Here is a 20,165-nt window from a genome sequence, read left to right as displayed (position 1 = left end):
ATGAGTATGCAAGATCCTATAGCTGATATGTTAACAAGAATTAGAAATGCTCAAAAAGCAAGTAAAGTTTCTGTTTCTATGCCTTCATCTAATTTAAAATTATCTATATCTCATGTTTTAAAAGAAGAAGGGTATATTGATACTTTTGAAGTAAAAATAAAAAAAATTAAAATATTAGAAATATATTTAAAATATTTTCATGGTAAACCGGTAGTAGAATTTATTCAAAGAGTTAGTACTCCTGGTCTTCGAATATATAGAAAAAAAAATAATATTCCTAAAATTTTAGAAGGATTAGGAATTTCTATTATATCAACTTCTAAAGGAGTAATGACAGATCAAAAAGCAAGAAAAATAGGAATAGGTGGTGAAATACTTTGTTATGTTTCATAATATTTGGAGAAAAAAATGTCACGTATTGCTAAACTTCCTATTACAGTACCAGTAAATACTGATGTTGTTGTAAAAAAACAATTTATTACAATTACTGGAACAAAGGGAAGATTAAAATATAATATACATAATTTAGTAAAAGTAATTCTGACTAATTATCATAAATTAATTTTTTCAGTTCATCAAGAAACAGCAAATGCATGGGCACAAGCTGGAACAACACGTTCATTATTATTTTCTATGATTATAGGAGTAACTCAAGGATATCAAAAAAAATTGTTATTATCAGGAGTAGGTTATAGAGTTACTCTTGTAAAAAATGTATTACATTTATCTTTAGGTTATTCACATATAATTAAATATATTGTTCCAAATGGAATATCTGTTGTAGTTCCATCTCAAAATGAGATTGTATTAAAAAGCATTGATAAACGCTTAATTGGTCAAGTAGCTGCTAATTTGAGAAAATATAGAATACCAGAACCTTATAAAGGTAAAGGAATTCGTTACGAAAACGAAATTATTCGAATTAAAGAGGCAAAAAAGAAGTAATATGAAACGTATTAAAAACAAAAAAATTATTATGCGTAAACGTAGGTCTCTTAAATTAAGATCTAAAATTAGAGCTTTAAACATTGTAAGGTTAGTGGTACATCGTACTTCTAAACATATTTATGCTCAAATTATTGCTCCTAATTCAGATATAGTTTTAACTTCTGCATCAACTTTAGAAAAAATTATTAAGAATAATTTAAAATATACTGGTAATACAATAGCAGCAAAAATGATTGGTAATTTAATTGCAGAACGGGCAATAAAAAAAGGTATAAAAAAAATTGCATTTGATAGATCTGGTTTTAAATATCATGGAAGAGTAAAAAAATTAGCAGAAGCTGCACGTAAAACTGGACTAATATTTTAAATTAATTTTAAATAAAAGGTGTTAAATATAATAATGGCAAAGTTTGATAAAACTTCAGTTAATAATAATAATGATTTAAAAGAAAAATTAATTGCAGTAAACCGTGTATCTAAAACAGTAAAAGGGGGTAGAATTTTTTCTTTTACTGCTTTAACAGTAGTTGGAAATGGTAAAGGAAAAATTGGATATGGGTATGGAAAAGCAAGAGAAGTGCCATCTGCAATTCAAAAAGCTATGGAAAAAGCTAGAAGGAATATGATTAATATTCCATTAAAAAATAATACTTTACAACATACTGTTACAAGTTCGTATACTAGTTCCAATATTTTTATGAAACCAGCTTCTGAAGGTACTGGAATTATTGCAGGGGGAGCTATGCGAGCAGTATTAGAAGTAGCTGGCATTCATAATGTTTTAGCAAAAACATATGGTTCTACTAATCCCATTAATGTGGTGAGAGCAACTATCAATGGATTAGAAAAAATGAAATCTCCATTTATGATTGCTGCAAAAAGAAATAAAAAAGTGTCGGAAATATTGGAGTAAAATTATGATATCATTTATTAAAATAACACAAAAAAAAAGTGCAATTGGTTGTATTAAAAAACATAGAGCAACTTTAACTGGATTAGGTTTACACCATATAGGTGATTCTGTCATTAGAGAAAAAAATATTTCTATATTAGGTATGATTAATAAAATTTCTTATATGTTAACGGTAGAAGAGGTAACATAATTGTTATGTACTTAAATAATATTTCTCCACATAAAAGATCTAAAAAAAAATCTAAAAGAGTTGGAAGAGGCATAGGAAGTGGTTTTGGTAAAACAGCAGGAAGAGGACATAAAGGACAAAAATCTAGAACTGGATGCAATATTCGTAGAGGTTTTGAAGGGGGGCAAACACCATTATACCGTCGTTTACCAAAGTTTGGTTTTATTTCTTTAAAAAAGAAATATATAACAGAAGTGCGTTTATCTGATTTAAAAAAATTTTCTGGTATAAAGATTACTATTAATACTTTAAAAGAACATAATTTAATTAATAAAAACATAGAATCAGTAAAAATTATTCGTTGTGGAAGAATTAATGTTCCTTTAATTATAGAAGGATTATTAGTAACTAAAGGAGCATTAATTAATATTCAACAAGCAGGTGGTATTGTTAAAAAAATAAGTCATATAAAAAAATAAAACAAATGAAAAAAAAAATAAATATAAAAAATAATAAAAGTAAATTTAGTGAACTTATTAATAGAATTTTTTTTGTAATTGGGGCATTAATAATTTTTAGAATTGGATCATTTATTCCAATACCAGGAATAAACACTGCAATTTTATCTCAATTATTAAAAAGTAAAACCGGAACAATTATTGAAATTTTTAATGTATTTTCTGGAGGTGCTTTAAGTCGTGCTTCTATTTTTGCATTAGGAATTATGCCATATATTTCAGCTTCTATAATCGTACAATTATTGACTTTTATTTATCCTTATTTTTCTGATTTAAAAAAAATGGGATCAATTGGAAATAATAAAATTAATCAATATATTCGTTATATAACATTATTATTATCATTATTACAATCTATTGGTCTATCTTTTGGTTTACCCAATATTCCAGGGATACAGGGATTAATTATTAAAGTAGATTTTAATTTTTATTTCACTTCTATTTTAAGTTTAACTGCTGGTACAATGTTTTTAATGTGGTTAGGTGAAATGATTACTGAAAAGGGAATAGGAAATGGAACATCTTTAATTATTTTTTCAGGTATTGTATCAGGTTTACCTAATGCTGTTATGAATACTATTAATACAATTAAAATAGGTGTATTAGATAATTTTTTTTTATTTCTCATTTGTATATCAATTGTTTCAATAATTTATTTGGTTGTATTTATAGAAAAAAGTCAACGAAAAATTCTTGTACAATATCCTAGAAGACATCAAGGTCGAAAATTGTATGCTGCTCAAGAAACTTATTTACCGATGAAAATTAATATTTCTGGAGTTATGCCTGCAATATTTACATCTAGTATTATGTTATTTCCTTCTACTTTTATTTCTTTTTTTAATGGAATAAAAAATTGGAAATATTTGGTAATTGTTTCTCAGTTTTTTTTTCCTGGTAATGCTTTATATACATTTGTATATGTTTTTTCAATAGTTTTTTTTTGTTTTTTTTATACAGATTTATTATTCAATCCGATGGAAACAGCAAATAATTTAAAAAAATCTGGAGCATTTATCCCTGGTATTCGTCCTGGAGTAAAAACAGCAGAAAAAATTAATATGATTACGTCAAAATTGACTTGCATTGGTTCAATGTATATTACTTTTATTTGTTTACTACCAGAAATGTTAAGAATAATATTAAAAGTTCCTTTTTATTTTGGTGGTACTTCATTATTAATTGTTGTAGTGGTTATTATCGAGTTTATTTCTCAGGTACAAACTTTAATTATGTCTACACAATATGCTTCAATCATGAAAAAATCTAATTTATATTTTGGTAAAAATATATAAACAATATGGTATAAAAAAATGAAAGTAAAAACTTCTATTAGAAAATTATGTAGAAATTGTATTATTGTGAAACGTAGAAATGTCGTAAGAGTAATTTGTACTCATGAACCAAAACATAAACAAAGACAAGGTTAACGTTTATATTTAAATTTATTACAGTTTTATGTATTTTATTTATAGGGATAAAATTATGGCACGTATTGCAGGAATTAATATTCCTGATAATAAACATACGAGTATTGCTTTAAGATATATATATGGAATTGGAAAAACAAGAGCAAAACAAATTTGTTTATCATCAGGAATATCTGAAAGTATTAAAATTAATCAATTAACAGATATTCAAATTGATTCTTTAAGGGAATGTATTACAAAAATGGTTGTTGAAGGAGATTTAAGAAGACAAAAAACTTTAAGTATTAAAAGATTGATGGATTTAGGATGTTACAGGGGTGTAAGACATCGTAAAAGTCTTCCAGTTAGAGGACAAAGAACTAAAACAAATGCAAGAACAAGAAAAGGCCCTAGAAAGGTTTTAAAAAAATAATTCGTTTTAGTTAAAGAATACTAATAGGATAAAAAATTTTTATGCCAAAAACTACTACTATACGTACAAAGAAAAATGTAAAAAAACAAGTATTAGATGGAATAGCACATATACATGCTTCGTTTAACAATACTATTGTTACAATTACAGATCGTCAAGGAAATACATTAGGTTGGGCTACTTCTGGAGGTTCAGGATTTCGAGGATCTAGAAAATCAACTCCTTTTGCTGCTCAAGTAGCTGCTGAACGATGCGCTGAAAATGTCAAAGAATATGGAATCAAAACTTTAGAAGTGATGGTAAAAGGTCCTGGACCTGGACGTGAATCTACTATTCGAGCATTAAATGCTGCAGGTTTTCGTATTACAAACATTACAGATGTTACTCCTATTCCTCATAATGGTTGTAGACCTCCTAAAAAAAGAAGAGTTTAATACAAATTATTTTTTTATTTAATTGTTTATTAGAGATATTAAAATGGCAAAGTATTTAGGACCTAAATTAAAGTTGTGTCGACGAGAAGGAACAGATTTATTTTTGAAGTCTGGTTTTAGATCTATTGATACTAAATGTAAAATAGATAAATTACCAGGATTTCATGGTGCTCGTAAAACACGTTTATCAGATTATGGTTTACAATTACGTGAAAAACAAAAAGTTCGTCGATTATATGGTATTTTAGAAAAACAATTTCATAATTATTATAAAAAAGCTGCTCGAATTAAAGGAAATACAGGAGAAAATTTATTACGTCTTTTAGAATATCGTTTAGATAATGTTGTATATAGGATGGGATTTGGTAGTACACGTTTAGAATCGAGACAATTAATTAGTCATAAATCTATTATGGTCAATGAAAAAATAGTGAATATAGCATCTTATAATGTGAATGTTACAGATTGTATTTCGATTCATATTAATTCAAAAAGACAACATCGTATTAAAGCATCTTTAGAATTATCAGAACAAAGAGAAAAAGTTGAATGGATGAAAATTAATAAAATAAAAATGGAAGGGGTAGTAATAAGAAATCCGGAGCGTTCTGATTTTTCTTCAGAAATTAATGAACATTTAATTATCGAATTATATTCGAAATAAAACATATTTTTAGAGATAAAGAAATGACAGAAATTGCTTTAAGTTTTTTAAAACCTAGGTTAGTGGATATTATTCAAATTACTCCTTTTCATGCTAAAGTAACTTTAGAACCTTTAGAAAGAGGTTTTGGTTATACTCTTGGTAATGCATTAAGACGTATTTTGTTGTCTTCTATTCCTGGTTCTGCTATTACGGAAGTAGAAATTGATGGTGTATTACATGAATATAGTTCTAAAGAAGGTGTTAGAGAAGATATTATTGAAATATTATTAAATTTAAAAAATTTGTCTATAAAAATGCATAAAAAAAACGAATCAATATTAACATTATGTAAATCTGGTATTACAACAGTTACTGCTGCAGATTTTGAATATAATGCAGATGTTGAAATTATGAATTTAAATCATATTATTTGTCATTTAACTTCTTCTGAAGTTACAATAAATATGCGTATTAAAGTGGAAAAAGGTAGAGGTTATGTTTCTGCTGTATCTAGAATGAATAAATTAGATCTTTCAGATAGACCAATTGGAAGATTATTGTTAGATGCTAGTTATAGTCCAATTAATAGAATTTCTTATCTTGTTGAATCGGCTAGAGTAGCACAACGTACTGATTTAGATAAACTAATTTTAGAAATGGAAACTAATGGAACTATTGATCCAGAAAAAGCTATTAGAATTGCTGCAACTATTTTGTCTGAACAATTAACTGCTTTTGTTGATTTAAGAAATGTTCCTATTCCAGAAGTAAAAGAAGAAAAACCAGAATTTGAACCTATTTTATTGCGTCCAGTTGATGATTTAGAACTTACTGTACGTTCAGCTAATTGTTTAAAAGCTGAATCGATTCAATATATTGGAGATTTAGTACAAAGAACAGAAGTAGAATTATTACGTACACCAAATTTAGGTAAAAAATCTTTAACTGAAATTAAAGATGTGTTGTCTTCAAGGAATTTATCGTTAGGTATGAGAATTGAAAATTGGCCCCCATTAAATCTTCAAGATCGAGTAAAATAATAATATGGGTAATATATTTTTAGGAGAATTTTAATATGCGTCATAGGAAAATAGGGCGTAAATTTAATAGAAATAGTAGTCATGTACGATTGATGTTGCGAAATATGATGTGTTCTTTAATTCAATATGAAATGATTAAAACAACGTTAGCTAAAGCAAAAGAATTGCGTAGATTTATTGAACCAATAATTACACGATCTAAATGTAATTCTGTTGCTAATCGTCGTATTGTTTTTTCTCGAATTAGAAATAAGAATATGGTATATAAACTTTTTAAAGATATTGGTCCTTATTTTTTGCATAGATTAGGTGGATATACAAGAATTTTAAAATGTGGTTTTCGAAAAGGTGATAACGCTATTTTAGCATATATTCAATTAGTAGATAGAAAAAAAGAAAATGGTACAGGTATTTTAAAAAAATAGATTTTGAAAATAAATTTGTAGTTATGGAGTTCATAAAATTTTTTAAAAAAAAATTTTAAAATTTATTTTTTTCAAAAAAAACTGTAAAAATAATAAATAATTTTTTTATATTATTCATTATTTTTACAGTTTTATTTTGAAAAAAAATTACTATTTTTAAAATTATATACTTTAATTAGTGTGATCTCCTTCTACAAAAAAATTTTTATTAGCATTTAAAAAATCTAAAAATGTTACTATTTTTTTTCCTGGTATTTGTAATTTTTTTATTTGTAGAATATTTTCCAATGTAGTAATTTGTAAACCATTTTGATTTATTTTGTAAATTATACCATTATTTGTATTTTTTAATTTTTTTTTTATAATATTTACTTTCCATACCTTGATATTTTTTTTTTTATATAAAAAATATGGTATTGGCCAAGGATTAAATGCTCTTGTCATTTTTTCAATATAATTTGCTGTATTATTCCAATTAATTAAACTATTTTTTTTAAAAATTTTTTTAGAATAAGTAGCTTTTTTTTCATTTTGAGGAATTAATGTTACTGTATTATTTATAATTTTTTGCAAAGTTATATTCAGACATTCTATACCTATTAATGATAATTTATTAAATATATCTATATAATTATCTTTTTTAAAAATTGGACAAGAAATTGAATGAATAATAGGACCTGTATCTACTGTTTTTTCCATATATATTGTTGTGACTCCTGTTATTTTATCACCAGATAAAATAGACCATTGTATAGGAGCTGGTCCTCTCCATTTTGGTAATAATGACGCGTGAACATTGATAGCTCCTAAAGAAAATTTTTTTAAGAAAAAATTAGGTAAAATTACTCCATAAGACACTACTACCAGTATATCTGCATATATTTGAAATATTTTTTTTTCTTGTTCAATATCATAAATGTTTTGAGCAGTAAATATAATAATATTGTTTTCTTTGGCGATTTGTTGTATTTCCGACAATTGAATTTTTTGTCCTCTTCCTGAGGGTTTATTTGGTTGTGTTAAAATAGCAACAATATTATATTTAAGTTTTATTAAACTTTTTAAGTGAACCATTGCAAATTTTCCTGATCCTGCAAAAAAAATTTTTTTTTTATAATTTCTAAATATTATTTTCATTTTTTTTATTTTTTTTTATTTTTTTTTCGATAATTTGTCTTTTTAGAAAAGATAATCTATCAATAAATAAAATACCATTTAAATGATCTATCTCATGTTGTATACATACTGAGAGCGTTCCTTTTGCTGTTATAATTTTTTTTTCTCCTTTTTCATTTAACCCTTTTACAATAATATTTTGAAATCTATTTACAAACGCACGTTCTTGAGGAATAGATAAACATCCTTCTCTAGTTTTTATGTTTCCATTTTTTTTTATTATTATTGGATTAATTAAAACTATTTTTTTTTCATCATGATCAATATCAATCATAATAATAATTTGAAGAGGTATTCCTACTTGAGTTGCGGCAAGTCCAATTCCATTTTTTTCATACATCGTTTCAAACATATCTTTAATTATTGTTTGAATTTTTTGATTAAGTGCTGTTACTAATTGAGCTTTCTCTCTGAGTTTTTTGTTAGGATATTGTAGTATTTTTAATACTGTCATTTTTTTTCTTTAATAAAAATTTTATAAGAGTATTTGAAAAAAATTATTTTTCTTGTTTCATATCTATATTGATAGATATAAAAACTAAATTAATATATAAAAATATTACACTATAAACGTTTTTAATAAAATATCAATATATTATGAAGAAGATTTAATAATTTTCATATTAAATATTTTTAAAAAAGTGAAAAAATTAATTTTTTATATATTTTGTTATATCAAAAATAATTATTTTGATATTTATGATTTTTAATAATTAAATATACAAAATTATATTAATTTTTCAACAAATTTAACAATGAACTTTTATATATATTATTACATTATTTACATAATTTTTGAACAGCAGATACTTTTATTTTAAAATTTTTTATTTTAATCATGAATTATTAATATTAAATTTTTATTTATTGTAAACAATAAAAGAAAAAATAATTTTTTTATATGTCTTTAGTATTTTTTTTAAGTAATATATATTTCTATATTTTTAAAAAAATGTGATTAAAATAAAAAAATTGATTTAGTGGTATTATGTTAAATTTTTTTGATAAAAAAGTATTAATTTTTTTATGACTGATAAGTAATATAAATGAGTATTTTAGTTTAAGATTATGTATATATTGACTTATAAAATTAAGTTTATATAAAAATATATTTTATATTTTGATAATAATAAATATTATATTAATCAAATAACATTATTTAATCATGGCAATATAATTTGAAATTTTTTAAAAACATATTTTTCTATATATGTTAGATATAGATAAAAACCATTTTATTACAAATTTTTTACTAGAGAAATTGTATATTATGATTATAAATAAAAATGTATTGTATTCTGTTTTTGGTAATCCTATTAATCATAGTTTATCTCCATTGATTCATAATTTTTTTTCTGAATATAGTGGAATACATTATGATTACAATGCTAAACTTATTGAAATTGATTCTTTTGAAAAATGTATATCTATTTTTTTTCAAAATAAATATGCAAAAGGAGCGAATATTACTGCACCTTTTAAAAATAAAGCTTATTTTTTATCAGATCATTTAACTGATAGAGCGTTTATTGCTGGTTCTGTTAATACATTTAAAAAAAATAAAAATAATATTATTATTGGTGATAATACTGATGGTGTAGGAATTTTATATGATTTAAAACGTTTAAATTATTTAGAGAAAAAAAAAATATCAAAAATATTGATTTTAGGAGCTGGAGGAGCAGCAAAAGGCATTATTCCAGTTTTATTACAAGATGGTCATAATGTATTTGTATATAATCGTACAATCAAAAAGACAAAAGAAATATATAAAAATTTAAATATGTTAGGAAATTTATGTATTTTAAATAATTTTGATGATAAAAAATTGTTGTTTGATTGTATTATTAATACTACTTCTTGTATATTTGACCCAATTTTTGAATATTTTCCTTATAATTTATTTTCTATAAATACAGTTTTTTATGATATATGTTACAATCTTAATTGTGATACTTCTTTTTTAGTTTGGTGTAAAAAAAGAGGGGCATTAAATTGTAGTGATGGTTTAGGAATGTTAATTAGTCAAGCTGCTTATTCATTTTTATTGTGGTTTAATTGTTTAATACACATTGATGATTTAATTAATTATGTTTTTAAAAAAATTTTACAAAAAAATTATAATTTTTAATAATTTATTTATTTAATAATTTATTTATTTAATATATAAATAAATAACAACTTGACTAATAAATCAGAATATGAAAAAATGAATTTTTAGTATTAAAATATTTTAAAATTATATGTCCCCTTCGTCTAGAGGACTAGGACACCGCCCTTTCACGGCGGCAACAGGGGTTCAAATCCCCTAGGGGACAAAATTTTTTTCATAAAATGAAAATTAATTCTGTACTGTTTGAAAATAATGTGTTATTGTTATTTAAATTAAAAAATATTTTGATTAAAAATTGCTCTTTAAAAAATCGGAACAAGCTAAATTTAAAAATTTTAACTAATTCTTGAGACATCTGTGGTGTTGCAGGATTAAGTAAATAAGCGTATATGGTGGATGCCTTGGCAGTCAGAGGCGATGAAGGACGTACTAATCTGCGAAAAGTATCGGGTAGCTGATAAGAAGCGATTAATCCGGTAATATCCGAATGGGGAAACCCGATATATTAAAAATATATCATTTCTATTTGAATCTATAGAGTAGAAAAGCAAACCAAGAGAACTGAAACATCTAAGTATCTTGAGGAAAAGAAATCAACCGAGATTCCCTAAGTAGTGGCGAGCGAAAGGGGAAAAGCCTAGAGAACTAATCTTTAAATAAATTTTAGTAGAATGATTTGGAAAAATCAGCTATAAAAAGTGATAGCCTTGTATACAAAAAAAAATATTTAAAGATCTCAAAAAGTAGAGCGAGACACGAGAAATCTTGTTTGAAGATGGGGGGACCATCCTCCAAGGCTAAATACTCCTGACTGACCGATAGTGAACTAGTACCGTAAGGGAAAGGCGAAAAGAACCCCGGTTAGGGGAGTGAAATAGATCCTGAAACCGTATACGTACAAGCAGTAGGAGCTTTTTTTAGAAAAGTGACTGCGTACCTTTTGTATAATGGGTCAGCGACTTGTATTCTGTAGCAAGGTTAACCAATTAGGGGAGCCGAAGGGAAACCGAGTCTTAAAAGGGCATACAAAAAATCTAATTTTTATTTAGTTGCAGGATACAGACCCGAAACCCGGTGATCTAGCCATGGACAGGTTGAAGGTTAGGTAAAACTAACTGGAGGACCGAACCGACTAATGTTGAAAAATTAGCGGATGATTTGTGGCTAGGGGTGAAAGGCCAATCAAACCGGGATATAGCTGGTTCTCCCCGAAAGCTATTTAGGTAGCGCCTCGTGAATTCCTCTACGGGGGTAGAGCACTGTTTTGGCTAGGGGGTCATCCCGACCTACCAAACCAATGCAAACTCCGAATACCGTAGAATGTTATCACGGGAGACACACAGCGGGTGCTAACGTTCGTTGTGGAAAGGGAAACAACCCAGATCGCCAGCTAAGGTCCCTAAATCATAATTAAGTGGCAAACGATGTGGAAAGGCATAAACAGCCAGGATGTTGGCTTAGAAGCAGCCATCATTTAAAGAAAGCGTAATAGCTCACTGGTCGAGTCGGTCTGCGCGGAAGATTTAACGGGGCTAAATTATGTACCGAAGCTGCGACAATATAAAATATAACAATTTTAAGCTTTCTCAGAAAATTTTAAAATATGTTGATTTAAAACGCAAAATTTATATTGGGTAGGGGAGCGTTCTGTAAGCCGTAGAAGGTATATTGTAAAATATATTGGAGGTATCAGAAGTGCGAATGCTGACATGAGTAACGATAAAGCAGGTAAAAAACCTGCTCGCCGAAAAACCAAGGTTTCCTGTCCAACGTTAATCGGGGCAGGGTAAGCCGACACCTAAGGTGAGGCCGAAAGGCGTAATCGATGGACAACAGGTTAATATTCCTGTGCTTAGTATTATTGTGATGGGGGGACGAAGAAGGTTAGGTCATCCAGGCGATGGTAGTCCTGGTTTAAACGTGTAGGCATGAAAATTAGGCAAATCCGATTTTCTTTAAACTGAGGCGTGATGACGATTCTCTATAATAATTATAGAGAAGAAGTGATTAATACCATACTTCCAAGAAAAGCCTCTAAGCATTATAAAATAATTCTAAATCGTACCCCAAACCGACACAGGTGGTTAGGTAGAGTATACCAAGGCGCTTGAGAGAACCCAGATGAAGGAACTAGGCAAAATAGTGCCGTAACTTCGGGAGAAGGCACGCTAACATGTAAGTGAAAAGATTTACTCTTGAAGCTGAAGTTAGTCGAAGATACCAGCTGGCTGCAACTGTTTATTAAAAACACAGCACTGTGCAAACACGTAAGTGGAAGTATACGGTGTGACGCCTGCCCGGTGCCGGAAGGTTAATCGAAGGAGTCAAAATTGATTTAATTTGATTTGAAGCTCTAGACTGAAGCCCCGGTAAACGGCGGCCGTAACTATAACGGTCCTAAGGTAGCGAAATTCCTTGTCGGGTAAGTTCCGACCTGCACGAATGGCGTAATGATGGCCAGGCTGTCTCCATCTGGGACTCAGTGAAATTGAAATCGCTGTGAAGATGCAGTGTACCCGCGGCAAGACGGAAAGACCCCGTGAACCTTTACTATAGCTTGACACTGAATTCTGAAATTAAATGTGTAGGATAGGTGGGAGACTATGAAATTATTGCGCAAGTGATAAGGGAGTCAACCTTGAAATACCACCCTTTTAATATTAGTATTCTAACCTAGTACCGTTAACCGGTACAGAGACAGTGTCTGGTGGGTAGTTTGACTGGGGCGGTCTCCTCCCAAAAAGTAACGGAGGAGTACAAAGATTGGCTAATTACGGTTGGAAATCGTAAGGTTAGTATAAAGATATAAGCCAGTTTAACTGTAAGCGTGATAACGCGAACAGATGCGAAAGCAGGTCTTAGTGATCCGGTGGTTCTGTATGGAAGGGCCATCGCTCAACAAATAAAAGGTACTCCGGGGATAACAGGCTGATACCGCCCAAGAGTTCATATCGACGGCGGTGTTTGGCACCTCGATGTCGGCTCATCACATCCTGGGGCTGAAGCAGGTCCCAAGGGTATGGCTGTTCGCCATTTAAAGTGGTACGCGAGCTGGGTTTAGAACGTCGTGAGACAGTTCGGTCCCTATCTGCCGTGGGCGAAGGAAAATTGAGGGGGGCTATTTCTAGTACGAGAGGACCGAAGTGGACGCATCACTGGTGTTCGGGTTGTCATGCCAATGGCATTGCCCGGTAGCTACATGCGGAAAAGATAAGTGTTGAAAGCATCTAAACACGAAACTTGCCCCAAGATTAATTTTCCCTGTGTTTGTTTATAACAAACACTGAAGGGACGTTGAAGACTACGACGTAGATAGGCTGGGTGTGTAAGAGTAGTAACACTTTTAGCTAACCAGTACTAATGACCCAATCGTCTTAATCCTGCAACACCAGAGATGTTTTAATTTTTAAAATATTTTTATATAAAAATGTTTAGCTTGTTATACCGAAATTTATATATTATTATAAATAATAATAAAAAATTATTTATAATAATTTAAGTTTTTTTTAAAACCTGGTAACAATAGTGTAGTGGAACCACCTGAAACCATACCGAACTCAGAAGTGAAACGCTATAACGCCGATGGTATTACGGGGTCTCCCCGTGTGAGAGTAGGAAATTGCCAGGTTTTAAAATAAATTTTTTGTTTTTATTAAAACATAATAAAATGATAATTATTTTTAATATTTTTATTATTTTTTTAGTATTTTTTATTTTTTTTTGAATCAAAAATATTAATTTTTTTATTAATTAATATTTAATGTATATTTTTCTAGTTAAAGGTAATATAGATGTCCAAGATTAAAGGTAATGTTAAGTGGTTTAATGAATCTAAAGGTTTTGGTTTTATTACTCCTGAAGATGGTAGTAAAGATGTTTTTGTACATTTTTCAGCAATTCAAAGTAATGGATTTAAAACATTAGCAGAAGGTCAAAGTGTTGAATTTGAAATTACTGAAGGAGTAAAAGGACCATCCGCTACTAACGTTATCAGTTTATAAAAATATCAAAAAAAAGTTAGATTCAGAGAAGTAGCATATTTTATTTCATTTGAAATAGACCTGTATAAAGTCTTTTTCAAATGAAAAATTTCTTATAATACTATTTTTACCATATTAATTTTACTTAACTCTAAATATAAATTTTCTATTTCATAAAAGTTTTTTGCAAACACTGTCACTGCAATAGAAATATAATTTCCCTTATTACTAGATTTGATTACAGGTGTATAATCTCCTGGAATATATATTTGAATTCTTTTAATTACATTATTAATTAATTCAGGATGTGCAAGACCAATCACTTTATAAGTAAATGAACAGGGAAATTGTAATAAATTTTCTAATTTATTTTTCATTATTTTTTCTTCCTTTTTTTATAAAAATTTATTTTTTATTATATCAATAATAATCAAAAATCACTATTTTAATTTCTATTTATTTTAATTATCATTAATAAATTTAAAAAAGTTTTATTTTTAAGATTAAAAATATCGAGATAGTGTATGTTGAAAATATTTAATTCTTTAAATAATCAAGAAGAAGTATTCTTAAGTAATAATAAAAAAATTAATTTGTATGTATGTGGAATTACTGCATATGATCATTGTCATATTGGACATGGTAGAACATTTATATTTTTTGATGTTGTGGTGCGATATTTAAAATTTATTGGTTATAAAGTGAATTATATTCGTAATATTACCGATATTGATGATAAAATAATAAATAAATCTTTAAAAGAAAAAATTAATTACAAAAAAATAGTTGAAAAAACTATTCATAGTATGAATCAAGATTTTAAACTTTTAAATATGTTGAAACCAGACAAAGAACCTTTAGTGACTCATCATATTAATGAAATTATATGTATGATTAATAGTTTATTAAAAAAAAATTTTGCTTATATATCAAAAAATGGTGATGTAAATTTTTCTATTAATCGTTGTGAACATTATGGTAATTTATCAAATCAAATTTTATCAAAAATAAAATCATTCAAAAAAAATAATAGAGTTTTGTATAAAAACAATGAATTAGATTTTGTGTTATGGAAAAAATCTAAATTGAATGAACCTTTTTGGTTATCTCCATGGGGAAAAGGAAGACCTGGATGGCATATCGAATGTTCTGCTATTAGTTCAATATATTTAAAAAAAAATTGTGATATACATGGAGGAGGAATAGATTTATTATTTCCTCATCATGAAAATGAAAAAGCACAATCTGATTGTTTTTATGGGAAAAAATATGTTAATTATTGGATGCATGTAGGTTCTGTTTTGATAAATAATCAAAAAATGTCTAAATCTTTAAATAATACAATTCGATTAAATACTTTATTGCAAAAGTATGATCCAGAAATTATTCGATTTTATATTTTATCTCAACATTATAGAAAACCTTTAAATTATGTGGAATCAAAGTTAAATCAAGCAACAAGTGCTATGTACCGTTTATATACGGTACTGTCAGATATCAATTTTTATGAAACATTAAATGTGTGTAATAAAGATCTTCAAAATAATGATTATACATTATTTAAAAAAATCATGGATTCAGATTTTAATACTCCTCATGTATTATCTATGATGTTTAAAATAGTTAAACAAATAAATATTTTAAAAAGTACTAATAAATTTAAAGTATATCAATTAGCTTTAAAATTAAAAACTATAGGAAATATTTTAGGAATTTTATTTTATAATCCTCATATATTTTTAAAAAAGAAATATTTATATTTACCAATAAGTATACAAAAAATTGAATTATTAATTACAATTAGACAACACGCTCGTCTATATAAAAAATGGAAAAAAGCTGATGTAATTAGAAAAAAACTCAAATTTTTAGGAATTAATCTAAAAGATAATAATAATTGCACTTCATGGTATTATTTATAGATTTTTTAAATCACATTTGATTCATAAGATTCTATTGTATTTAATAACAAAGCTGTAATTGTCATTGGTCCAACTCCTCCTGGAACAGGAGTAATCAATGAACATTTTTCAAGAGCAGAATTAAAATCTACATCTCCTGTAATTGTTCCATCTTGTAATTGATTAATTCCTGCATCAATAACAATTACTCCTTTTTTTAACCATTCCCCTTTTACAAAATTTGATTGACCAATTGCTACAACTAATATATCTGCTTGATTAATATGATGTGAAATATTTTTAGTAAAACGATGAGTAACTGTTGTAGTACAACCAGCTAATAATAATTCCATACACATTGGTCTTCCAACTATATTTGATGCTCCTAAAATTACTGCATGCATTCCATGCATGTGAATATTAAAATATTGTAGTAACAACATAATACCTTTTGGGGTACAAGGTCTTAATTTTGGTGTTTTTTGGAATAAACATCCAATATTATAAGGATGAAAACCATCTACATCTTTTTTAGGATGAATACTACTAAAAATATTTTGAGGATTAATACTTTTAGGAAAAGGTAATTGTACTAATATTCCATCTATAGAAGTATCTGTATTTAATTGTTTAATTAAATTAAGTAGTTCTGTTTCTGAAGTATTTTCTGGTAAGAACCAATTTTTTGACAAAATTCCAATTTGTTGACAAGCTTTTGTTTTATTTTCAATATATATTTTTGAAGAAGTATTATTTCCAATTAATATTACTGCTAGACCAGGTGGACGATGTCCTTCTCTTATTTTTTGTTTTACTTTTATTTTTATTTTATTTCTTATTTCTAAAGAAATGATATTTCCATTAATGATTTTTTTTAACATTTTATTTTTTATTTTTTTAGTTATGGTTAATTTATAATTGATTATTTTGGTATAACAAATTGTTTTTTATATAAAAAATATAGTATAATAAATATAAATATTTTTATTGACGCACTCTTAGCTCAGCTGGATAGAGCAACGGCCTTCTAAGCCGTAGGTCACAAGTTCGAATCTTGTAGAGTGCAAAAAATTTTAATTAAATTAATTAAATTATTTATTATTCAAATAAATTGAATATTTTTTTATTAATATTGTGTATTGGTAATTCTCCATTAATTTTATATATTTTTTTTTTCTTTTCATAATATTTAATTAATGGTACAGTTGTTTTTTCATATTCTTGAATCCTTTTTTCTATAACATCTAATGTATCATCTATTCTTTTATTTAGCGGTTCTCCAGTTATATCATCTTTATTTTTTTGTAATGGAGGAGAAAATATATCATGATATATTCTTCCAGATTTAAGGTGAATTTTTCTTCCTAACAATCTCTTTATCAGATTTTTTTTTTGAATTTGTAATAAAATAACTATATCTATAGATATAGAAGCAGATTCTATAGAATCTGCTTGTTCCACTGTTCTTGGAAATCCATCTAATATAAAACCATTTTTACAATCTTTTTCTTTTAATCTTTTTTTTATTAATTTAATTACAATTTGATTTGAAACTAACAATCCATTTTTTATACTATGAGAAATAGTTTTACTATTTTTTGAATTTTTGTATACTTCTATTTTTAATAATTTGCTTGTAGAAATAATTGGTAAATTTAATTTATTACTAATAAAATTTGATTGTGTTCCTTTTCCACTACCTGGAGCTCCAAGTATAATAATGTGCATATGATTTTCTTTTCTCTTTCTTATTATTAATAATTATATAATTAGAAGTTTAATATGTGATTAATGCGTGCAATAAAAGCATTTGGATTATCTACACTTCCTTTTTCAATTAATACTGTTTGATCAAATAACATTTGAATCCATAATGTTATTTCTTTTTCATCAGTCATTTTTGACATTTTTTTTATTAAAAAATGTTTTGGATTAATTTCTAATATATATTTGATCGGAGGTACTTTTTGACCAACAGCTATAAATAATTTAGCCATCTGAGTAGACATTTCATTAGTATCTGGTACTAATACTGCTGGAGTATCTGTTAGTTTATATGTTGGTTGAACATCTTTGATTTCATTTTTTAATATGTTTTTAATTTTTTCAATCAGTTGTTTTATTTCTATTGGAATTTCTTCTTTATTATCATGATTTTTAAATAGTAGATTTAAATTTTGATCATGTTTTGTAACAGATTGAAATTTTATTCCTTCAAAATCGATTAAATAATTTACCATCCATTCATCTACTTTATCTGACAAAATTAATACATCAATGTTATTTTTTTTAAATATTTCTAAATGTGGACTATTACTTGCTGATATATAATTATCTCCTGTTATAAAATATATATTTTTTTGTTCTGGTACCATATTTTTTTTATAATTTTCTAAAGAAATATATTGCTCTTCATTATGATGTTGTATTGAATGAAATCTTAATAGTTTTAGAATGGTTATTCGATTATTGATATCTTCTGCTGGACCTTCTTTAAAAATAGTTCCAAAATTTTTCCAAAAAGTTGTATATTTTTTTTGATCAGTTACGGAAATTTTTTCTAATACATTTAATATTTTTTTCGTAATAGATTTTTTTAATATTTCGATAATTTTATTATTTTGCAGTATTTCTCTAGATATATTTAAAGGTAAATCATTACAATCAACAATACCTTTAATAAATCTTAAGTAATTTGGTAATAATGTTTCTAAACCGTCCATAATAAAAATTTTTTGTATATATAATTTTATTCCATTTTTTTTATCTTGATTCCATGGAAGAGATGATAATTTTGATGGTATATACAATAAAAGTATATATGTTTGATTACCTTCAACGTGATTATGTATCCATAATAAAGGATCTTCTGACGTTTTAGTAAAATTTTTGTAAAATTCTATATATTGTTTTTCTTTGATTTCTGTTCTTTTATGTGTCCATAATGCTTGTGTTTTATTTATTTGTTCTAGTTCATTTTTTTCATTTTTTATATTAATTGAAAAATTAATATATTCAGAATATTTTTGAATAATATTTTTTAGACGCCAATGATCTAAAAATTCTTGGTTTTGTTCTTTTAATTTTAGAATGACTGAAGTACCTACTTCTTTTTTTTCTTTATATTCTATGGAATATTCTCCAGTTCCATGAGATTGCCATAAAATTCCCTCTTTAGGAGAATTATGTACTGATCTTGTATGTACTGTTACATGATCTGCAACGATGAATGAAGAATAAAAACCTACTCCAAATTGTCCAATTAGATTTGTTTTATTATCATTATTTTTATTTAAAGATGATAAAAAATTTTTAGTTCCAGATTTAGCAATAGTTCCTAAATTTTCTATTACTTCTTTTTTATTCATTCCAATTCCATTATCACTGATAATTATTGTTTTTTCTTTTTTATTACATTCAATAGTAATGGACAAGTTTGTATTATATATATTTAAATTAGAATTAGTAATAGATAAAAATCTGATTTTATCTAAAGCATCTGAAGCATTAGCAATTAATTCTCTTAAAAAAATTTCTTTATTGGAATATAAAGAATGAATCATTAATTTTAATATTTCTTTTGTCTCTGATTGAAAATTATATATTTCTTTTGTTTTTGTATTCATGTTTGTTCTTTAGTATATCCTTTTATTATTTTTTGAAATATTTTTTTAATTTTATAAATTTAAACTAAATTCTGGAGGAACTCCAAATTTATTAGATGTTTCATTTATTTTTTGATTTTTTTCTTCTGTTACTCTTCTATTAGCATCATTAAACGCTGCAGTAATTAAATCTTCTAAAATTTCAACTTCTTCTTTAATTAATAAAGAATTATCAATTTCTATTTTTTTACATTTATAATTTCCAAATAATGTTACTTTTACTAAACCTGCTCCAGATTCTCCAGTAATTTCTAAAGATTCTATATCTTTTTGAATTTTTTTTAATTTATCTTGCATATTTTGTGCTTGTTGAATAAAATTATTTAAATTATTTGAATTTAACATTTTTTTCCTATTTATAAAAATAGTATATTGAATACATAATTATTTTTTAT

The 20,165-nt window shown here is 26.3% G+C and carries 23 protein-coding genes, 2 tRNA genes and 2 rRNA genes; 20 read left to right on the top strand and 7 right to left on the bottom strand.

Features of this window, described 5'->3' with window-relative positions; translation table 11 throughout:
• From rpsH to rplQ, 13 genes are read left to right on the top strand one after another with little or no spacing between them, the layout of a single operon-like run.
• On the top strand, window positions 1-393 hold the full coding sequence (gene rpsH, locus D9V80_RS02025; protein WP_158353729.1) for a 30S ribosomal protein S8: 393 nt from the start codon (window positions 1-3) through the stop codon (window positions 391-393).
• A 15-nt stretch (window positions 394-408) separates the two neighbouring features.
• Window positions 409-945: a 50S ribosomal protein L6 gene (gene rplF, locus D9V80_RS02020; RefSeq protein WP_158353727.1), complete on the top strand. Its 537-nt coding sequence runs from the start codon at window positions 409-411 to the stop codon at window positions 943-945.
• A gap of 1 nt (window position 946) precedes the next feature.
• Window positions 947-1,315, top strand: coding sequence for a 50S ribosomal protein L18 (rplR, locus tag D9V80_RS02015; RefSeq protein ID WP_158353725.1), 369 nt, complete (start codon window positions 947-949; stop codon window positions 1,313-1,315).
• A 33-nt stretch (window positions 1,316-1,348) separates the two neighbouring features.
• Window positions 1,349-1,861: a 30S ribosomal protein S5 gene (rpsE, locus tag D9V80_RS02010; RefSeq protein WP_158353723.1), complete on the top strand. Its 513-nt coding sequence runs from the start codon at window positions 1,349-1,351 to the stop codon at window positions 1,859-1,861.
• Between the two features lie 4 nt (window positions 1,862-1,865).
• Window positions 1,866-2,051, top strand: a complete 186-nt coding sequence (gene rpmD / locus D9V80_RS02005; RefSeq protein ID WP_158353721.1) for a 50S ribosomal protein L30 — start codon at window positions 1,866-1,868, stop codon at window positions 2,049-2,051.
• Between the two features lie 5 nt (window positions 2,052-2,056).
• Window positions 2,057-2,509, top strand: a complete 453-nt coding sequence (gene rplO, locus D9V80_RS02000) for a 50S ribosomal protein L15 (protein ID WP_158353719.1) — start codon at window positions 2,057-2,059, stop codon at window positions 2,507-2,509.
• Window positions 2,510-2,514: 5 nt separating this feature from the next.
• A complete protein-coding gene (gene secY, locus D9V80_RS01995) occupies window positions 2,515-3,843 on the top strand; it encodes a preprotein translocase subunit SecY (protein WP_158353717.1) in 1,329 nt (442 codons plus the stop codon).
• An 18-nt stretch (window positions 3,844-3,861) separates the two neighbouring features.
• Entirely contained in the window at window positions 3,862-3,978 is a 117-nt protein-coding gene (gene rpmJ, locus D9V80_RS01990; protein ID WP_158353715.1) for a 50S ribosomal protein L36, read from the top strand.
• Window positions 3,979-4,033: 55 nt separating this feature from the next.
• Window positions 4,034-4,390: a 30S ribosomal protein S13 gene (rpsM, locus tag D9V80_RS01985; protein WP_158353713.1), complete on the top strand. Its 357-nt coding sequence runs from the start codon at window positions 4,034-4,036 to the stop codon at window positions 4,388-4,390.
• Window positions 4,391-4,431: 41 nt separating this feature from the next.
• Window positions 4,432-4,824 carry a 30S ribosomal protein S11 gene (rpsK, locus tag D9V80_RS01980; protein WP_158353710.1) on the top strand — a complete coding sequence of 131 codons (393 nt, stop codon included), beginning with the start codon at window positions 4,432-4,434 and terminating at the stop codon, window positions 4,822-4,824.
• Window positions 4,825-4,867: 43 nt separating this feature from the next.
• Window positions 4,868-5,488: a 30S ribosomal protein S4 gene (gene rpsD / locus D9V80_RS01975; protein ID WP_158353708.1), complete on the top strand. Its 621-nt coding sequence runs from the start codon at window positions 4,868-4,870 to the stop codon at window positions 5,486-5,488.
• A 23-nt stretch (window positions 5,489-5,511) separates the two neighbouring features.
• A complete protein-coding gene (locus D9V80_RS01970; RefSeq protein WP_158353706.1) occupies window positions 5,512-6,510 on the top strand; it encodes a DNA-directed RNA polymerase subunit alpha in 999 nt (332 codons plus the stop codon).
• Between the two features lie 35 nt (window positions 6,511-6,545).
• A complete protein-coding gene (gene rplQ / locus D9V80_RS01965; RefSeq protein WP_158353704.1) occupies window positions 6,546-6,935 on the top strand; it encodes a 50S ribosomal protein L17 in 390 nt (129 codons plus the stop codon).
• 171 nt (window positions 6,936-7,106) lie between these two features.
• Here rplQ and fmt read toward each other — a convergent pair whose 3' ends face one another.
• Window positions 7,107-8,072 carry a methionyl-tRNA formyltransferase gene (fmt, locus tag D9V80_RS01960; RefSeq protein ID WP_158353702.1) on the bottom strand — a complete coding sequence of 322 codons (966 nt, stop codon included), beginning with the start codon at window positions 8,070-8,072 and terminating at the stop codon, window positions 7,107-7,109.
• Window positions 8,056-8,565, bottom strand: coding sequence for a peptide deformylase (gene def / locus D9V80_RS01955; protein WP_158353700.1), 510 nt, complete (start codon window positions 8,563-8,565; stop codon window positions 8,056-8,058). Before def ends, fmt begins: the two co-directional genes overlap by 17 nt.
• Before the next feature lie 816 nt (window positions 8,566-9,381).
• Between def and aroE the strand changes: the two genes are divergently transcribed.
• The 5 genes from aroE to cspE all read left to right on the top strand — a co-directional run bounded on the left by aroE (window position 9,382) and on the right by cspE (window position 14,225).
• A complete protein-coding gene (aroE, locus tag D9V80_RS01950; protein ID WP_187306488.1) occupies window positions 9,382-10,242 on the top strand; it encodes a shikimate dehydrogenase in 861 nt (286 codons plus the stop codon).
• 114 nt (window positions 10,243-10,356) lie between these two features.
• Window positions 10,357-10,429: transfer RNA gene (locus D9V80_RS01945), tRNA-Glu, on the top strand.
• Window positions 10,430-10,593: 164 nt separating this feature from the next.
• Window positions 10,594-13,606, top strand: a 23S ribosomal RNA gene (locus D9V80_RS01940).
• Between the two features lie 130 nt (window positions 13,607-13,736).
• Window positions 13,737-13,852, top strand: a 5S ribosomal RNA gene (rrf, locus tag D9V80_RS01935).
• A gap of 163 nt (window positions 13,853-14,015) precedes the next feature.
• Window positions 14,016-14,225, top strand: a complete 210-nt coding sequence (gene cspE, locus D9V80_RS01930; protein ID WP_158353696.1) for a transcription antiterminator/RNA stability regulator CspE — start codon at window positions 14,016-14,018, stop codon at window positions 14,223-14,225.
• 92 nt (window positions 14,226-14,317) lie between these two features.
• Here cspE and ybeD read toward each other — a convergent pair whose 3' ends face one another.
• Complete coding sequence (gene ybeD / locus D9V80_RS01925) at window positions 14,318-14,581, bottom strand: DUF493 family protein YbeD (protein WP_158353694.1); 264 nt, start codon at window positions 14,579-14,581, stop codon at window positions 14,318-14,320.
• A gap of 147 nt (window positions 14,582-14,728) precedes the next feature.
• Here ybeD and cysS point away from each other — a divergent pair, with 147 nt between their 5' ends.
• A complete protein-coding gene (gene cysS / locus D9V80_RS01920) occupies window positions 14,729-16,126 on the top strand; it encodes a cysteine--tRNA ligase (RefSeq protein ID WP_158353692.1) in 1,398 nt (465 codons plus the stop codon).
• Window positions 16,127-16,131: 5 nt separating this feature from the next.
• Here cysS and folD read toward each other — a convergent pair whose 3' ends face one another.
• Complete coding sequence (gene folD, locus D9V80_RS01915) at window positions 16,132-16,986, bottom strand: bifunctional methylenetetrahydrofolate dehydrogenase/methenyltetrahydrofolate cyclohydrolase FolD (RefSeq protein ID WP_158353690.1); 855 nt, start codon at window positions 16,984-16,986, stop codon at window positions 16,132-16,134.
• A 111-nt stretch (window positions 16,987-17,097) separates the two neighbouring features.
• Here folD and D9V80_RS01910 point away from each other — a divergent pair.
• Window positions 17,098-17,171: transfer RNA gene (locus D9V80_RS01910), tRNA-Arg, on the top strand.
• Between the two features lie 32 nt (window positions 17,172-17,203).
• On the opposite strand, the gene D9V80_RS01905 is transcribed toward D9V80_RS01910, so the two are convergent.
• Genes D9V80_RS01905 through D9V80_RS01895 form a run of 3 tightly spaced genes read right to left on the bottom strand, consistent with a single transcriptional unit; the run spans window position 17,204 to window position 20,115 of the window.
• The gene (locus D9V80_RS01905; RefSeq protein ID WP_158353688.1) at window positions 17,204-17,833 is read right to left on the bottom strand and encodes an adenylate kinase family protein; all 630 of its coding nucleotides are present in this window, start codon (window positions 17,831-17,833) and stop codon (window positions 17,204-17,206) included.
• Window positions 17,834-17,874: 41 nt separating this feature from the next.
• Complete coding sequence (htpG, locus tag D9V80_RS01900; RefSeq protein ID WP_158353686.1) at window positions 17,875-19,731, bottom strand: molecular chaperone HtpG; 1,857 nt, start codon at window positions 19,729-19,731, stop codon at window positions 17,875-17,877.
• A gap of 51 nt (window positions 19,732-19,782) precedes the next feature.
• Window positions 19,783-20,115, bottom strand: a complete 333-nt coding sequence (locus D9V80_RS01895) for a YbaB/EbfC family nucleoid-associated protein (RefSeq protein ID WP_158353684.1) — start codon at window positions 20,113-20,115, stop codon at window positions 19,783-19,785.
• Window positions 20,116-20,165 lie beyond the last annotated feature (50 nt).

Origin of the sequence: Buchnera aphidicola (Thelaxes californica) (genome assembly GCF_005080825.1) — a bacterium.
In the GTDB taxonomy this organism is placed as follows: Bacteria; Pseudomonadota; Gammaproteobacteria; order Enterobacterales; family Enterobacteriaceae; genus Buchnera_I; species Buchnera_I aphidicola_V.
This window is presented reverse-complemented; position numbering and strand designations above follow the sequence as displayed.

What these genes read in the sequence shown, in the direction of transcription:
- rpmJ (WP_158353715.1), top strand. Translation starts at nt 3,862, where the DNA reads ATGAAAGTAAAAACTTCTATTAGAAAATTATGTAGAAATTGTATTATT.
- rplQ (WP_158353704.1), top strand. Translation starts at nt 6,546, where the DNA reads ATGCGTCATAGGAAAATAGGGCGTAAATTTAATAGAAATAGTAGTCAT.
- fmt (WP_158353702.1), bottom strand. Translation starts at nt 8,072, where the DNA reads ATGAAAATAATATTTAGAAATTATAAAAAAAAAATTTTTTTTGCAGGA.
- rpsM (WP_158353713.1), top strand. Translation starts at nt 4,034, where the DNA reads ATGGCACGTATTGCAGGAATTAATATTCCTGATAATAAACATACGAGT.
- folD (WP_158353690.1), bottom strand. Translation starts at nt 16,986, where the DNA reads ATGTTAAAAAAAATCATTAATGGAAATATCATTTCTTTAGAAATAAGA.
- D9V80_RS01905 (WP_158353688.1), bottom strand. Translation starts at nt 17,833, where the DNA reads ATGCACATTATTATACTTGGAGCTCCAGGTAGTGGAAAAGGAACACAA.
- htpG (WP_158353686.1), bottom strand. Translation starts at nt 19,731, where the DNA reads ATGAATACAAAAACAAAAGAAATATATAATTTTCAATCAGAGACAAAA.
- secY (WP_158353717.1), top strand. Translation starts at nt 2,515, where the DNA reads ATGAAAAAAAAAATAAATATAAAAAATAATAAAAGTAAATTTAGTGAA.
- rpsH (WP_158353729.1), top strand. Translation starts at nt 1, where the DNA reads ATGAGTATGCAAGATCCTATAGCTGATATGTTAACAAGAATTAGAAAT.
- rpmD (WP_158353721.1), top strand. Translation starts at nt 1,866, where the DNA reads ATGATATCATTTATTAAAATAACACAAAAAAAAAGTGCAATTGGTTGT.
- cysS (WP_158353692.1), top strand. Translation starts at nt 14,729, where the DNA reads ATGTTGAAAATATTTAATTCTTTAAATAATCAAGAAGAAGTATTCTTA.
- rpsE (WP_158353723.1), top strand. Translation starts at nt 1,349, where the DNA reads ATGGCAAAGTTTGATAAAACTTCAGTTAATAATAATAATGATTTAAAA.
- ybeD (WP_158353694.1), bottom strand. Translation starts at nt 14,581, where the DNA reads ATGAAAAATAAATTAGAAAATTTATTACAATTTCCCTGTTCATTTACT.
- rplO (WP_158353719.1), top strand. Translation starts at nt 2,057, where the DNA reads ATGTACTTAAATAATATTTCTCCACATAAAAGATCTAAAAAAAAATCT.
- rpsD (WP_158353708.1), top strand. Translation starts at nt 4,868, where the DNA reads ATGGCAAAGTATTTAGGACCTAAATTAAAGTTGTGTCGACGAGAAGGA.
- def (WP_158353700.1), bottom strand. Translation starts at nt 8,565, where the DNA reads ATGACAGTATTAAAAATACTACAATATCCTAACAAAAAACTCAGAGAG.
- cspE (WP_158353696.1), top strand. Translation starts at nt 14,016, where the DNA reads ATGTCCAAGATTAAAGGTAATGTTAAGTGGTTTAATGAATCTAAAGGT.
- rplR (WP_158353725.1), top strand. Translation starts at nt 947, where the DNA reads ATGAAACGTATTAAAAACAAAAAAATTATTATGCGTAAACGTAGGTCT.
- D9V80_RS01970 (WP_158353706.1), top strand. Translation starts at nt 5,512, where the DNA reads ATGACAGAAATTGCTTTAAGTTTTTTAAAACCTAGGTTAGTGGATATT.
- aroE (WP_187306488.1), top strand. Translation starts at nt 9,382, where the DNA reads ATGATTATAAATAAAAATGTATTGTATTCTGTTTTTGGTAATCCTATT.
- rplF (WP_158353727.1), top strand. Translation starts at nt 409, where the DNA reads ATGTCACGTATTGCTAAACTTCCTATTACAGTACCAGTAAATACTGAT.
- D9V80_RS01895 (WP_158353684.1), bottom strand. Translation starts at nt 20,115, where the DNA reads ATGTTAAATTCAAATAATTTAAATAATTTTATTCAACAAGCACAAAAT.
- rpsK (WP_158353710.1), top strand. Translation starts at nt 4,432, where the DNA reads ATGCCAAAAACTACTACTATACGTACAAAGAAAAATGTAAAAAAACAA.